The 14,896-nt window shown below is 41.0% G+C and carries 13 protein-coding genes; 11 read left to right on the plus strand and 2 right to left on the minus strand.

Features of this window, described 5'->3' with window-relative positions; all coding sequences use genetic code 11:
• The first annotated feature begins 19 nt into the window (after window positions 1–19).
• Both BLR93_RS16215 and BLR93_RS16220 read left to right on the plus strand, forming a co-directional pair.
• On the plus strand, window positions 20–583 hold the full coding sequence (locus BLR93_RS16215; protein ID WP_093216866.1) for a ComE operon protein 2: 564 nt from the start codon (window positions 20–22) through the stop codon (window positions 581–583).
• Complete coding sequence (locus BLR93_RS16220) at window positions 525–2,903, plus strand: DNA internalization-related competence protein ComEC/Rec2 (protein ID WP_093216869.1); 2,379 nt, start codon at window positions 525–527, stop codon at window positions 2,901–2,903. The genes BLR93_RS16215 and BLR93_RS16220 overlap by 59 nt, the downstream gene beginning before the upstream one ends.
• A gap of 118 nt (window positions 2,904–3,021) precedes the next feature.
• On the opposite strand, the gene BLR93_RS16225 is transcribed toward BLR93_RS16220, so the two are convergent.
• Complete coding sequence (locus tag BLR93_RS16225) at window positions 3,022–3,156, minus strand: YqzM family protein (protein ID WP_093216872.1); 135 nt, start codon at window positions 3,154–3,156, stop codon at window positions 3,022–3,024.
• A 330-nt stretch (window positions 3,157–3,486) separates the two neighbouring features.
• Between BLR93_RS16225 and holA the strand changes: the two genes are divergently transcribed.
• Window positions 3,487–4,533 (plus strand): DNA polymerase III subunit delta, encoded by a 1,047-nt coding sequence (gene holA / locus BLR93_RS16230; RefSeq protein ID WP_093216874.1) that lies wholly within the window; start codon window positions 3,487–3,489, stop codon window positions 4,531–4,533.
• 136 nt (window positions 4,534–4,669) lie between these two features.
• Here the strand turns inward: holA and rpsT are convergent, their stop codons facing one another.
• Window positions 4,670–4,936, minus strand: a complete 267-nt coding sequence (gene rpsT / locus BLR93_RS16235; RefSeq protein ID WP_093216877.1) for a 30S ribosomal protein S20 — start codon at window positions 4,934–4,936, stop codon at window positions 4,670–4,672.
• 166 nt (window positions 4,937–5,102) lie between these two features.
• Here rpsT and gpr point away from each other — a divergent pair, with 166 nt between their 5' ends.
• The 8 genes from gpr to dnaK all read left to right on the plus strand — a co-directional run bounded on the left by gpr (window position 5,103) and on the right by dnaK (window position 14,860).
• Window positions 5,103–6,200, plus strand: a complete 1,098-nt coding sequence (gene gpr / locus BLR93_RS16240) for a GPR endopeptidase (RefSeq protein ID WP_093216880.1) — start codon at window positions 5,103–5,105, stop codon at window positions 6,198–6,200.
• A gap of 107 nt (window positions 6,201–6,307) precedes the next feature.
• A complete protein-coding gene (gene spoIIP, locus BLR93_RS16245; protein WP_245690181.1) occupies window positions 6,308–7,498 on the plus strand; it encodes a stage II sporulation protein P in 1,191 nt (396 codons plus the stop codon).
• A gap of 12 nt (window positions 7,499–7,510) precedes the next feature.
• Window positions 7,511–7,858 carry a DUF3679 domain-containing protein gene (locus tag BLR93_RS16250; RefSeq protein WP_093216884.1) on the plus strand — a complete coding sequence of 116 codons (348 nt, stop codon included), beginning with the start codon at window positions 7,511–7,513 and terminating at the stop codon, window positions 7,856–7,858.
• 188 nt (window positions 7,859–8,046) lie between these two features.
• Complete coding sequence (gene lepA / locus BLR93_RS16255; protein WP_093216887.1) at window positions 8,047–9,861, plus strand: translation elongation factor 4; 1,815 nt, start codon at window positions 8,047–8,049, stop codon at window positions 9,859–9,861.
• Window positions 9,862–10,002: 141 nt separating this feature from the next.
• Window positions 10,003–11,160, plus strand: a complete 1,158-nt coding sequence (hemW, locus tag BLR93_RS16260) for a radical SAM family heme chaperone HemW (RefSeq protein ID WP_093216889.1) — start codon at window positions 10,003–10,005, stop codon at window positions 11,158–11,160.
• Window positions 11,161–11,237: 77 nt separating this feature from the next.
• A complete protein-coding gene (hrcA, locus tag BLR93_RS16265) occupies window positions 11,238–12,269 on the plus strand; it encodes a heat-inducible transcriptional repressor HrcA (protein ID WP_093216892.1) in 1,032 nt (343 codons plus the stop codon).
• A gap of 188 nt (window positions 12,270–12,457) precedes the next feature.
• The gene (gene grpE, locus BLR93_RS16270) at window positions 12,458–13,006 is read left to right on the plus strand and encodes a nucleotide exchange factor GrpE (RefSeq protein WP_093216895.1); all 549 of its coding nucleotides are present in this window, start codon (window positions 12,458–12,460) and stop codon (window positions 13,004–13,006) included.
• A gap of 30 nt (window positions 13,007–13,036) precedes the next feature.
• A complete protein-coding gene (dnaK, locus tag BLR93_RS16275; protein WP_093216897.1) occupies window positions 13,037–14,860 on the plus strand; it encodes a molecular chaperone DnaK in 1,824 nt (607 codons plus the stop codon).
• Window positions 14,861–14,896 lie beyond the last annotated feature (36 nt).

The raw sequence follows: 14,896 nt of genomic DNA on the forward strand, positions 1-14,896 counted from the left end.
CTGTAAGGTGGTAATGAAAGTGGAAAGAATTTCTTGGAACCAATATTTTATGGCTCAAAGCCATTTACTGGCATTGCGAAGCACATGTGAACGGTTAATGGTTGGGGCGACAATCGTCCGTGATAAACGAATCATTGCAGGCGGTTATAATGGCAGTGTCTCAGGGACAGTCCATTGTATTGACGAGGGTTGTTATGTAATCGACGGCCATTGTGTCCGTACCGTGCATGCAGAAATAAACGCATTGCTGCAATGTGCTAAGTTTGGTGTAGCAACAGATGGGGCAGAAATCTATGTAACGCATTTTCCGTGTCTGCAATGCTGTAAATCGCTTATCCAGAGCGGCGTTCGAAAGGTTTACTATGCAGAGGATTATAAGAATCATCCCTATGCTGTAGAACTTTTCCGTGACGCTGGTGTGCAGGTGGAGAAGGTACAGCTGGTACAAGTTGGTGTCGATGTTCAGATGCAGGAAAAAAGGCGATACGTGGATCAGCTCCTCGAAAAACTGGAGAACTCAGTAGATGGACAAGACCTGGCGAGTATTAAATCAGAAGCAGAAAGGCTGTTCCGTACTAAATAAACATTCAAAGGCGGGAGAAGTGGTGCAGATGAAGGGATATTGGCATATCATTGCTTTGTCTATACTGGCAGCATATTTTACCGCTTTTTATAGCTGTGAATTTCTTCTAATAGGCTTTTTTGCATGGATTGCCTGGCTGTACCGAAAAAGGCGGCTGTCTCCGGACAAAGCCGCTGCACTATTGTGCTTTACCGTTACTTTCGGGATATACTATCACTTGATGATGGACGGAAATGACACTTCCCTCACTCTCTCCAATGCAGTGCAGCTCCATGAAGGACAAATCACTGGGCCCGTCAGTGAATCCCCGCAAAAAGTCACCTTTACATTGGAAACCGCCGAAAGCGGACAAAAGATATTAGTTACATACTTCAAAAATGCTGCTGCTTTAGCCAGTTCCTCCCTGCCAACCGTCAAGCGAGGTGCAGAATGCACTCTAAAAGGGAAGCAGGAAATGCTCCCCCGGCCCACAAATCCCGGACAATTTGATTATCGCCGCTATATGAACCATCAATCGATGGACAGTCAGATTATTCTCAACTCCCCTGAAGATATTACTTGTTCTGGTTCTTCTTTTCTCACTACTCTAGACAGAGCGAGAGCTTTTTTTATCTCCAATAACAACAACCACTTAAGTACATTCACATCGTCTTGGCTAAACGCGCTTCTTTTAGGAGATGACTCCTATTTAGCAAGTGATACCATCCTGTTGTTTCAGAAATGGGGTTTATCCCATCTATTAGCAATATCAGGACTCCATGTCGGGTTGCTGATAAGCATTCTTTATATTGTATCGGTTAAATCAGGTGTGTTGACGAAAGAAAGCATGCAGTTATGCTTACTTAATGTCCTGCCAATCTATGCATTTCTGGCTGGCGAGGCTTCTTCTGTCTGGCGGGCTGTCCTGTTGGCGGTGATAGTAATCGTCTTAAGCAGGCTAAAGGTAAAACTTCCGTTCACGGATTGTTTAAGTATCATTTTTATTGTTTTATTTCTTATCGACCACCAGCTTATCCACCAAATTGGTTTCCAGTTTTCTTATTTAGTAACATTTGCCTTGCTGTTATCAGCCAGGAAACTTGCTTTTGAGAATTCGAGGCTGTCGATAGCTTTATTGGTCAGTTTCATTGCACAGCTAGTGATCTTGCCCATACAGATCAACAATTTTTACTTTTTTCAACCATTAGCTATCTTGGTGAATTTATTTGTTGTTCCGTACTTTACAATCGTGGTCATTCCACTCATGTTCGCGTTAGAAGTGACCGTTTTAGTCATTCCTTTGTTCTCGCAAGTAATGGATGTTATTTTTTCAATGATTCACCAACAGTTTCTTGCTTTATTAGCATGGGTCAATCAGCATCTCGATTATTCGTGGATACTCGGACGTTTTCCGCCATTGCTCCTTGTTCCTTACTGTATTTTGTTTATATTATTTATGGGAAGGGTTATGGATGAAAATCGAAACCGGGCATTTAGGTATGGCCTGCTGATAACTTGTTTATTATTGTCTATTTCGATAGCCCCCTATTTTCGTTCCACGGGGACGGTTACCATGCTGGATGTTGGGCAGGGAGATTGTTTTATTATTGAACTTCCTTATCGCAAAGGAGTAATTATAATAGATGCTGCTGGCACTGTTGCAGATGATTTCAAAACACCAAACGATAAAATCTACCGGCAAGTGATCAAACCTTTCTTATACTCAAAAGGAATTAGCAAAATTGATATGGTGATTCTTTCACATGATGATTTAGACCATACAGGAAGCATTCCTTATCTATTGGCTGATTTTCAAGTGGATGAGGTGATCGTGAGTCGATACCATGAAATTTCCAGTGCTTTAGCTAATGAGATTAGAGGTTCACATGCTTCCGTGAGGAGGAGCCAATCCGGCGAAATGATAACCGTTAAGGGACAGTCCTTTTATGTTTTGTCACCGCGGGATGATTACAAGGATTCAAACGGAAATTCCCTTGTAATTTTCACAGAATTAGGGGGCAAACGCTGGTTATTCACTGGAGACATTGGTGAGCAGATGGAAATTAAGCTGGCAAAGAATTACCCAAGCCTAACAGCCTATATATTAAAGGTTTCGCACCATGGAAGCAAAACTTCTACCTCTGAAAACCTTTTAAAGACTTTGGGGGCTGATATGGCATGGATTTCTGTAGGTTCAAACAATCGTTACGGTCACCCCTCTCCACAAGTGATCGACAGATTAGAAAAATACCAATTGGAAATATTGCGGACGGATGAACATGGAGCAGTGCAATATAATTATAAGGGTGAGGAAGGAACGTTTTCATGGTTCATGCCATAGGATAATCATGAGCAACACAAAACCTTTCTAATCGGGATATAGGTACCTATCGAAGTTCCCAGGTGAAATAAAAAAAGAGACTGTCCAATGCAGCCTCTTTCCTTGAAACAATACTTAATTAAGAACCGATTACTTTCACAATAACACCAATAAAGAAAATGATGAAAAAGAAAAGGAATGAGAAAATAAATCCTTTACCTGAATCAATGACATCATTATTTTTAGATTGCACTTCTCTTTCGAATTCGTTCACATTTACCCCTCCTATATCAATTTTTAGTATAAGTCATTATATCTAAAAAATCCACTTTTGATTGTCATTTTACTTTTAAATTTACTTACCTTTGTTAGCAAGACTTAACACCCATAGAAACAGATGAATTGGCAAATCTATAATCAACAAGCAAAATATCGTTTGAAGAACAGTTACCCGGGGCTGGGGTTCAAGCGTTAATATAGATTGCTTTCCTTAAGGAGAAAATGGCTTCCATGCCGTTTTCTCCCTTCTATTATGAAAGCTCTCCTTGCATGTCGCGTCTTTTCGTTTTACGATAGTTTTATCAGCAAGGATGGAGTTGAAACGATGAGCTATTTAGACACAATAAAAAATATCAAAAAAAAGAACTTTTCTCCAGTATATTTAGTATATGGGACAGAATCCTATTTAATTCAGGATATCAGGCAGCAAATCATTCGTTATGCTTTAGAAGTTGCCGACAGGGATACAAGTATTTCTACATACGATTTAGAAGAGACATCGATCCAGGAGGTTATCGAGGATGCAGAAACCTATCCATTTCTCAGCGATCGAAAAGTCATATTTGCAAATAACCCGGTATTCCTGAAAGCAAAACCGGATAAAATAACTGCTGAGCATAACATAGAGGTACTTCAAAATTATTTGCTTCAACCAGCTGAATCCACCATTCTTGTTTTTATCGCTCCTTATGAAAAAATAGATGAACGGAAAAAAATAACGAAAACGCTCAAGAAGGGTAGTGAGTATGTCGAGTGCCAGCCTGTGAAGGAGTGGGACTTGCCAAAATGGATACAAAGCCTTGCGAAAGAAGCGGGAGTAGTTGTTGAGGAAGAAGCTTATGATTTGATTGGACAGGAAGTCGGTACCAATTTATTAATGCTAAAACAGGAAATTGATAAAATGGCCCTATATGCTGGGGAAAATGAAACAATTTCCAAAAATGTTGCGGAACAATTGATTTCCCATAATACCAATACTTCAGGGCTGAAGCTAGTCGATGCTGTAATTGAAAAAAATCTAAGCAAAGCTATCCACATATTTAAAGATCTGGAAAAAACCAATGAAGATGCTATAGGGTTAATTTCACTGCTTGCTTCTCAATTTCGGACAATCATGCATGTCAAGATTTTGCAGAAAAAGGGATATTCACAAAAACAAATGGCTCAGCAGCTTAAAGTCCATCCCTACGTAGTCAAGATGTCCCAAAAACGAGAGAGGAACTTCTCTTTAGAGGAGCTGCAGGGATTTATTCATATTTTCACGGAAACAGACGCCCAGATTAAGCAAGGGAAAATGGATAAGACGCTGGCCTTTGAATTACTGCTTTACCAGTTAATTCACCATAGAGAGGCAGGACAATTAATGAACTAGCAGAGAATGTGCAAAGCTTCCAGGAAGTTTTGCGCGTTTTTTTATGCCTTGATTTATTAATTATGAATGGTTAAAAAGGATAATTAAAAAACGACCCTGAAGCAGGATCGTTAGTGTTGGTCATAATTGCCGTTCTTTATGCACTTATTTCATTTACTCTTTTAGCAAGACGGGCTTTTTGGCGATTGCCTTTGTTTTTGTGTACAATACCTTTTTGTACAGCTTTGTCAATTTTATGAGCAGCATTTTTAAGTGCAGCTTTAGCATTTTCAACATCATTGTTATTAACAAAGTTTTCTACGCGTTTAATTTGTGTACGCATGTCCGTTTTGAAAGACTGGTTGCGTAAATGGTGATCGTTATTAGTACGAACGCGTTTGATTGCAGATTTAATATTAGCCATTATGTTTCACCTCCATAGAAAACATCACTTAAATGTTAATTTGGAACAAAAGCCATTTTACCAAAGCCTCAACCGCTTTTCAATAGCTATCTTTCAGTATAAACAATAATTCGTATGATTCATAGCAAAACTGGTCACCCTAAACAAAAAAGGGAGGATAAGTTTTATGGATAACGAGCAGCAGCTTTTTCAAGTGCGGACAGATTTGGCAGTAGAAGCAAGAGATATGTATGTGGAAAAAGAAAAGACAGAAGAAAATAAAATCAAAGGGGTGACCACGAAAGAAAGACAAGAGGGCGATATTAGCGTTTCGTATGTTCAAATAGATAAGACAGGTGCTGAAGCGTTAGACAAGAAAGCAGGAAACTATATCACTATTCATTCGGAGGCAGTTAAAAAGCAGGATACGAAAAGTCAGGAACAGACAGCAAAGGTTCTTGCCAAAGAATTGAAGGAATTAATAAAACAAAGTGGTATTGCGGAGGATGCAACTTGTCTTGTCGTTGGGTTAGGGAATTGGAATATCACTCCGGATGCTTTAGGCCCCATGGCGATTGAAAAAGTCATGGTAACCAGCCACCTCTTCAATCTTCATCCAGAATATGTGGAGGAAGGTTACCGCCCTGTTTCGGCTATGACTCCGGGAGTAATGGGGGTAACAGGGATAGAAACGAGTGATATTATTTTTGGGCTGATTGCACAGACGAAACCTGATTTTGTCATTGCGATAGATGCTCTCGCCTCCAGATCTGTCGAACGTGTCAATGCCACGATTCAGTTATCAGATTCAGGCATCCATCCTGGATCAGGGGTGGGCAATAAAAGGAAAGAGATTAGCAAGGATACCCTGGGCATTCCTGTTATTGCACTAGGAGTTCCAACGGTAGTGGATGCAGTAACTATCACAAGCGATACAATCGATTATTTGCTGAAGCATTTTGGCAGAGAATTCAGGGAAAAGGACAAGCCCTCAAAAGCACTAACTCCGTCGGGAATGACGTTCGGTGACCGTCACTTAACAGAAGAAGACTTACCAGGGCCAGAACAGAGAAAGGCGGTACTTGGAATGGTTGGGGCTTTGACTGAACAGGAAAAACGTTCTCTAATTAAAGAAGTTCTTACGCCGCTTGGGCACAATTTAATGGTAACCCCCAAAGAAGTCGACGGATATATGGAAGATATGGCCCATCTAATTGCGTCCGGTCTCAATGCTGCTTTACATGAAAATATTAATGTTGAAAATTTTGGTTCCTATACAAGATAAAAATTTTTAACTATCGGCTATTTCCCTGTTCTACTTCCTTTTTCTTCTTCATAGAATCTATTAAAGATGATAGAACGAAGAGAAAGGGTGGAAGGATGAAGAAGTCGATGCACAAAACATCTATCAAGGGTTTCCTGAATAAAACAAGGCCTTGGTACAAAAATGGAAGCATGCTGGTGCTAAGCCTAACTGTATTATTTCTATTTATAGGGGTCCTGACCACAATCCAACCGGCTTACCGCCTTTCATCTAACACGATTAATGATTGGACAAGGCAAATTAAAGGGTCGTCTTTTTTATATATTATGGGGATGGAAAACAAAATATTTGAAGATGCCTATCCGGAAGATTACGAACCGCTGGATACATCCAGTTTAGCTTTTCAATTAACTACCAGCTTGAAGTCGGAAGATCCACGCAGCCTGCTGGGAAGAGAACTTCCCGGGTTTCAGCAATTTGACAGGGAAATACTCGTCGCCGGTGAAGGGACGGATTATACGAATCTTACGGTTGAATCATCGGCACCATTGGAAGTCGTACTAAAAGACAGGGAAGCTTCCATGCCAGAGGATAAAGACAATGATGAAACAACGGATGAAAAAGTGGATGACTCAGAAAATTCAAGCAAACCATCAACGGGTGAACGGAAAGTCGTGTTTATTTACAACACCCATAACCGGGAATCTTTCTTACCCCATCTGCCTAGCGCAACAACCCCTAATGAAGCGTTCCATGCTGAAGTGAATATCACGAAAGTAAGTGATCAACTCAAGAAAAAGTTAGAGGAACTCGGGGTAGGGACACAAGTGGACCATACGGACATCACCGATATATTGCAAAAAAATGATTGGGATTACTCGGCCGATTCTTACCGTGCATCAAAACCAATCGTTGAGGAGGCGCTAGCTGCTAATAAGGATCTTAATTATGTATTTGACCTCCATCGCGACAGCATGGGACGTGAAATAACTACGAAGACGATTAATGGCAAGGACTATGCCAAGCTGATGTTTGTGCTTGGGAGCGAGAATGCGAACTTTGAGAAAAACCTAAAATTGGCAAACGACCTTCATAATAAATTGGAAGAAAAATATCCAGGCTTGAGTCGTGGGGTGGAAAAGTATGGAGGGCCAGGCAGAAACGGTGTTTACAATCAGGACGTTTCTGATAATGCTCTAACAATCGAATTTGGCGGAGTCGACAATAACATGGACGAATTATATCGTTCAGCTGCAGCGCTGGCAGAGGTGTTCAGCGATTATTATTGGGATGCAGAAAAAGTACAGGCAAATCCATAGGAGGGTTGATTGATGGTTAAGTCATTTGTCACCTTATTAATCATGGCAGTGTTATTTTTAGGAGGAATGCTGACAGGGATCCATCAAACATCCACTGGGTCTCTGATCAACCAGGAATATCCCACAGAGAATGCCGGGCAATTGATTCACACAAATCTTGATAAGCAGGACGCTGAATTAATGGAAAAAAGCCAAGAAGAATCTCCATTGCAGGTGCTGGAGAGCACCCGGGAGAAACCTGAAGCAATCGAATCAAGCCATTTCACGCAAAAGCTGGCTGGAGCGTTAGAAGGTGTGATGACCTGGGTGTACAATCAACTGATCGTTTCGGCCTATGAGCTTGTACAAGTTCTTTTTTAACAATTTCAAGTGTCTGCCTTTGCTACCAGGACAGCATTATTTGCATGGTGTGGACCAAACTGAATGGATCCCATTGAATAATATCGCTGTTCGCCAGAGACGGTTTATCTGTTTTTGATTGAATGTATCGCTCCCTACTGCTATAATCAATCCTAGTTATTGTTGCTCGAAAATAGGAGTGATCACCATTGACAAAAGCAAGAAATCAAAATAGAGTACGCAATTTTTCAATAATCGCCCACATTGACCATGGGAAGTCAACACTGGCTGATCGCATTTTGGAAAAAACAAAAGCGCTCACCTCGCGGGAAATGAAAGCACAATTTCTCGATGCGATGGATTTGGAACGAGAACGAGGTATAACGATAAAGTTAAATGCTGTTCAACTGAAATATCAGCAGGAAAACGGTGATGAGTACTTATTTCACCTGATAGATACTCCAGGCCATGTCGATTTTACATATGAAGTATCACGGAGCTTAGCGGCTTGTGAGGGAGCAATACTAGTCGTTGATGCTGCCCAGGGGATAGAGGCTCAAACATTAGCCAATGTTTATTTAGCGCTTGATAATGATTTGGAAATTATACCGGTTATCAATAAGATCGATTTACCGAGCGCTGATCCTGAGAGAGTTAAACAGGAGATTGAAGACGTAATAGGAATACCGGCTGACGATGCGATTTTGGCCAGCGGTAAATCCGGAATCGGAATTGATGAAATTTTAGATAGAATAGTCGAAAGAATCCCTGCACCTGCAGGGGATCCGGAAGAGCCCTTAAAAGCATTGATATTTGACTCGTTATATGATCCATACCGGGGCGTGATTGCTTATGTATGTGTGAAAGAAGGCTCGGTGAAGGTCGGAGACAAAATCAAAATGATGGCTACAGGCAAGGAATTTGAGGTAAATGAAATTGGTGTCTTTAATCCTAAACCTGCTCCGCAAAATGAATTAACTGTTGGGGATGTTGGCTATTTGACAGCATCGATTAAAAACGTTGGCGATAGCCAGGTAGGGGATACCATCACACTGAGCAACAATCCTGCGGCAACACCCCTGCCGGGTTATAAGCGGTTAAACCCGATGGTGTTTTGCGGGATGTACCCAGTAGATGCCAACAACTATAATGATTTACGAGAAGCCTTGGAAAGGCTTGAGTTGAATGATTCATCTCTGCAATATGAGGCTGAGACTTCACAGGCATTAGGCTTTGGATTCCGCTGTGGTTTTCTGGGAATGCTCCACATGGAAATCATCCAGGAGCGGATTGAACGGGAATTTAGTATTGAATTAATTACCACAGCACCAAGTGTTATTTACCAGGTGGCGTTAACAGATGGTGAAGAAATCGAAGTGGACAACCCATCCGTTATGCCCGACGCCCAAAAAGTGCAGGAAGTCCGCGAGCCATATGTGAAAGCCACTGTTATGGTCCCAAATGATTATGTTGGTTCTGTAATGGAGTTATGCCAAAAGAAACGCGGCGATTTCATTGATATGCAATATCTGGATGATGTAAGGGTCAATGTCGTGTATGACATTCCATTGTCCGAAATCGTCTATGACTTTTTCGATCAGTTAAAGTCACAAACAAAGGGCTATGCTTCCTTTGACTATGAATTAATAGGTTATAAACAATCCAGCCTGGTTAAAATGGATATTCTTTTAAATGGTGATACAATCGATGCGCTTTCTTTTATTGTCCATAAAGACTTTTCCTTTGAACGAGGAAAGCAAATCGTTGAAAAACTGAAGAACTTAATACCGAGACAGCAATTCGAGGTTCCAGTACAGGCGGCAATTGGCAATAAAATCGTGGCGCGATCGACGATTAAAGCAATGCGTAAAAACGTGTTGTCCAAATGCTATGGCGGAGACATATCCAGAAAAAGGAAGTTGCTTGAAAAGCAAAAAGAAGGTAAAAAACGAATGAAAATGGTAGGCTCTGTAGAAGTACCTCAAGAAGCTTTCATGTCTGTTCTGAAAATGGATGAAGATTAAGAGGCTGCCTAGCCAATTGTTAATTGAATAAATAAGCGGGAGGAGCTGTTCTTATTTAGGACAGCTCCTTCACTGATAAACTAACAGCATGAATGACGACAAAAGAAGGTTTATTCATTCATTTAGAAGGAGAGACAGCGAATGGTAAAATCCGTTTATATTCATATTCCTTTCTGCCAGCAAATTTGCCACTATTGTGACTTTACCAAGTTTTTTTATAATGAAACTTTGGTCAATGACTACCTGGACGCTTTGGAAAATGAAATGGCTACTTACATCCAGACACCCAAGCAATCAATGAACACCATTTTTGTTGGCGGAGGAACTCCGACAGCATTAAACGCCGCCCAATTGGAAAGATTGCTGCAAATGATCGATACGTATTTTGAAGTTTCTGATTGCGAGGAATATTCATTCGAAGCAAATCCCGGAGATTTGGATGAGAAGAAAATAAAGTTGTTACAGAACTATGGAGTTCAGCGAATCTCGATGGGTGTCCAAGTGTTCGACGATAATATGCTTGAATATATCGGCAGGCTGCACCGCGTGAAAGATGTGTATGATAACGTGGATGCTCTCATACAGCATGGGTTCCATAATATCAGTATCGACTTGATTTACAGTCTTCCAAATCAAACCCTGGAACATTTCGAACGAACGCTGAAAGAGGCGTTATCATTCCGACTTCCTCACTACTCTGCGTATTCGCTGCAGATAGAACCGAAAACCGTTTTCTATCAGAGATATAAAAAAGGCAAGCTGCATAAACCTAAAGAAGAAGTAGAAGCAGATATGTATCAGATGCTGAGCAGAATGATGGAATCACACGGCATCAACCAATATGAAATAAGCAACTTTGCCAAGCCAGGTTTTGAAAGTAAGCACAATCTGACTTACTGGAATAATGACTATTATTATGGCATGGGGGCAGGAGCGCATGGCTATTTGCCAGGCCGGAGAACAGTAAATCTCCGTCCGTTGCCGGCTTATACTAAACAAGCAATGGCAGATGGAAAACCTGTTCTGCATACGGAACCTATTGGGATGAAAGAGCAGATTGAAGAAGAAATGTTTTTGGGCCTTCGTAAAAGACAGGGAGTATCGAAGCAGTTGTTCGCTTCTAAATACGGGAAAAATATAAACCAGCTGTATGGTAATTCTATCGAATTGTTAAAAAACAGGGGATGGTTAGACGAAACAGAGGGCTTTATACGATTGACTTCTTCAGGCCTTTTGTTTGGAAATGAAGTATTCCAGGAATTTTTACTGGATGATCATGCATTGGAACTTACTTATTGACAATCAAGAATCCTTTTGATAATTTATTATTAGATTTAGCACTCAACAGATAAGAGTGCTAACAGGGGTGATCATCGATGTTATCAAAGAGACAGCTTCAAGTACTGCAGGTTATAATTGATGAATTCATCACTACAGCGCAGCCAATCGGTTCCAGAGCAATTTCCAAGAAGGATGATGTATCGTTCAGCTCTGCCACGATTCGAAATGAAATGGCTGATTTAGAAGAAATGGGTTTTATTGAAAAGACACATTCTTCTTCAGGCAGGGTGCCTTCTGAAAAGGGATACCGGTTTTATGTCGACCATCTTTTATCTCCTTTTTCATTATCCAACTCAGAATTAGATGTAATAACCCATACGTTCGATGAAGGCATGTTGGAGTTCGAACGAGTAGTACAAAAGTCGGCAGGGATTCTTTCTGACCTGACAAACTATACTTCTATCATTCTGGGACCGGAAGTTTTTGAAACGAAGCTGAAGCAACTGCAAATCATAAGTTTGACGGCAAATAGTGCTGTTGCAATATTAGTGACTAATACCGGTCACGTTGAACATCGTTCGTTTAACGTTCCAAACGAGATAAACGCCGTTGATTTGGAGAAATTAGTCAATATTTTAAATGATAAGTTGACTGGAGTGCCAATTATTAAATTGCAGGATAGGTTGCAGACAGAAATCGCTGCATTGGTAAAGAAATACACGAAAGACTTTGAGGCTGCCTACCATTATATTAATGGCGCATTGTTTGATGAAAACCCGGTTAAATTGTATGTCGGAGGCAAAACCAACATTCTGATGCAGCCGGAATTTAAGGATATTGAGAAAATCAGATCCTTATATTCCATGATGGAACAAGAAGAGTTGGTTGCTAACTTGCTCCGCCCTGAAACCGATGGTATTAAGGTATCGATCGGACAGGAGAATAAGCTTGATGCCATGCAAGGCTGCAGCCTGATAACCGCAACATATTCAATTGGTGATCGGCAAATGGGTACATTAGCACTTCTGGGGCCAACTAGAATGGAGTACTCAAGGGTGATAAGCTTGTTGAATGTACTTTCCAAGCGGTTGACGACAACCTTTCATTCATTGTATGAAAAGGAATAAATGCGGGTATAGTTGATATGGTGGGAAGTTTCTTTTCCCATCCCTTCTTTACGTGGCACAGATGTACCAGCTTTTAAGATTGTTCTTTAAAATGAATGATCGTTTACAATCGTATCAATTTAAACTATTCCTCATTCATGGTATATTCTAGAATGGTTTAATTAATGGAGTCATAGGAGGTGACCATCGTGGAAGAAAAAGATCAGGAAAAACAAGAACAAGAGGTAGTTCAGGAGCCTGAACAAGAGCTTGTTGAAGAGTCCGATGTACAGAATGAAGATCAACCTGACCAGGAAATGGAAGCGTTGAAACAGGAAAAAGATGAAATATATCAGCGGTTGTTAAGATTGCAAGCCGAATATGATAATTTCCGTAAAAGAACCCAGAAAGAAAAAGAAGCTGACCGAAAGTATAAGTCACAAGCAATCGTGACAGAGCTGCTGCCGGTCGTTGATAATTTTGAAAGAGCACTAGGCACAGCGCCTGGAGATGATTCTGCTGCTGGTTTTGTAGAAGGGATAGAAATGGTGTACCGCCAGTTGAAGGATGCCTTGGAAAAAGAAGGTGTCGAAGAAATAAAGACTGAAGGAGAACCATTTGATCCGAATGTCCACCAGGCAGTAATGCAGGTGGAGGACGATCAGTATGAATCCAATGTGGTAGTGGAAGAATTGCAAAAAGGATATAAACTTAAAGACCGGATAATCCGTCCGGCGATGGTAAAGGTAAATCAATAATTACATACGTTGTAAAGGAGGAATTTAGTCATGGGAAAAATCATAGGCATTGACTTAGGAACTACAAACTCTTGTGTGGCTGTTATGGAAGGTGGAGAATCAAAGGTAATCCCCAATCCTGAGGGTAATCGGACGACTCCATCAGTAGTTGCGTTTAAAAATGGAGAAAGGCAAGTAGGTGAGGTCGCTAAGCGCCAAGCCATTACTAATAAAAACACTATTCAATCTATCAAACGCCATATGGGCACAGACTATAAAGTAGAAATCGAAGGGAAAGAATATACCCCACAGGAAATTTCTGCGATTATTTTACAGCATATCAAATCTTATGCTGAAGATTATTTAGGCGAATCTGTTGAAAAAGCGGTTATAACTGTTCCTGCATATTTCAATGATGCAGAGCGCCAGGCAACAAAAGATGCTGGTAAAATAGCTGGATTGGAAGTTGAACGTATTATTAATGAGCCAACTGCAGCTGCCCTTGCATATGGTATTGATAAGGACGACCAAGACCAGACAATCTTAGTATATGACCTTGGCGGCGGTACTTTTGACGTTTCCATCCTTGATATTGGCGATGGCACCTTTGAAGTTGTTTCAACAGCTGGGGATAACCGCTTAGGTGGAGACGACTTCGACCAAGTAATCATTGACCATATGGTTTCGGAGTTCAAGAAAGAAAATGGCATCGATTTGTCCAAGGACAATATGGCTTTGCAACGTCTAAAAGATGCTGCTGAAAAAGCTAAGAAAGACTTATCTGGTGTTGCTCAAACACAAATTTCCCTGCCATTTATCACAGCTGGGGAAGCAGGTCCGCTTCACCTGGAGATGAATTTGGCTCGTGCTAAGTTCGATGAATTATCTTCTAGCCTTGTCGAACGCACCATGGGACCTACACGCCAGGCATTGAAAGATGCCGATATGAAAGCTGGCGAAATTGATAAAGTACTTCTTGTAGGTGGTTCTACTAGAATCCCTGCTGTTCAAGAAGCAATCAAAAAAGAAATTGGCCAGGATCCGTCAAAAGGAGTCAACCCTGATGAAGTTGTTGCGCTTGGTGCAGCAATCCAAGGCGGTGTACTCCAAGGCGATGTCAAAGATGTAGTATTACTTGATGTTACACCGCTATCGTTGGGAATTGAAACAATGGGCAGTGTTACAACCAAATTAATCGAAAGAAACACAACTATACCGACTAGCCACTCCCAAGTATTCTCTACTGCTGCTGATAATCAGACGGCGGTTGACATACACGTTTTACAGGGAGAGCGTGAAATGGCAGCGGATAATAAGACGTTGGGCCGTTTCCAATTGACAGATATTCCGCCGGCACCACGGGGAGTACCGCAAATTGAAGTTTCTTTTGACATTGATGCCAACGGAATCGTGAATGTTCGTGCGAAGGACCTTGGCACAAACAAAGAGCAGTCCATTACAATTAAGTCTTCTTCCGGCTTGTCTGATGATGAAGTAGAACAAATGGTAAAAGATGCCGAAGAAAATGCCGAGGCTGACAAGAAACGACGCGAAGAAATAGAATTAAGAAATGAAGCAGACCAGCTTGTATTCACAACCGACAAGACCATTAAGGATCTTGGAGATAAAGTTTCTGATGAAGAAAAACAAAAAGCGGAAGCTGCAAAAGAAGAATTGCAAAAAGCGCTTGAAGGCGAAGACTTAGATCAAATCACAGAAAAGAAAGATGCTTTGCAAGAACAAGTGCAAGCATTGTCTGTTAAGCTTTATGAACAAGCACAGGCCGAAGCTCAACAAGGTGAAGAAGGCCAGGACGGCGACGAAGTAGTCGACGCCGATTATGAGGAAGTAGACGATGAGGACGACAAAAAGTAAAGAATAATAAAGGGTGTGTAAAAAAAGTCAAAGTCA

Origin of the sequence: Sediminibacillus albus, assembly GCF_900101125.1 — a bacterium.
Classification (GTDB): Bacteria; Bacillota; Bacilli; order Bacillales; family Amphibacillaceae; genus Sediminibacillus; species Sediminibacillus albus.

What these genes read in the sequence shown, in the direction of transcription:
- BLR93_RS16220 (WP_093216869.1), top strand. Translation starts at nt 525, where the DNA reads ATGGACAAGACCTGGCGAGTATTAAATCAGAAGCAGAAAGGCTGTTCC.
- holA (WP_093216874.1), top strand. Translation starts at nt 3,487, where the DNA reads ATGAGCTATTTAGACACAATAAAAAATATCAAAAAAAAGAACTTTTCT.
- rpsT (WP_093216877.1), bottom strand. Translation starts at nt 4,936, where the DNA reads ATGGCTAATATTAAATCTGCAATCAAACGCGTTCGTACTAATAACGAT.
- gpr (WP_093216880.1), top strand. Translation starts at nt 5,103, where the DNA reads ATGGATAACGAGCAGCAGCTTTTTCAAGTGCGGACAGATTTGGCAGTA.
- spoIIP (WP_245690181.1), top strand. Translation starts at nt 6,308, where the DNA reads ATGCACAAAACATCTATCAAGGGTTTCCTGAATAAAACAAGGCCTTGG.
- BLR93_RS16250 (WP_093216884.1), top strand. Translation starts at nt 7,511, where the DNA reads ATGGTTAAGTCATTTGTCACCTTATTAATCATGGCAGTGTTATTTTTA.
- hemW (WP_093216889.1), top strand. Translation starts at nt 10,003, where the DNA reads ATGGTAAAATCCGTTTATATTCATATTCCTTTCTGCCAGCAAATTTGC.
- hrcA (WP_093216892.1), top strand. Translation starts at nt 11,238, where the DNA reads ATGTTATCAAAGAGACAGCTTCAAGTACTGCAGGTTATAATTGATGAA.
- dnaK (WP_093216897.1), top strand. Translation starts at nt 13,037, where the DNA reads ATGGGAAAAATCATAGGCATTGACTTAGGAACTACAAACTCTTGTGTG.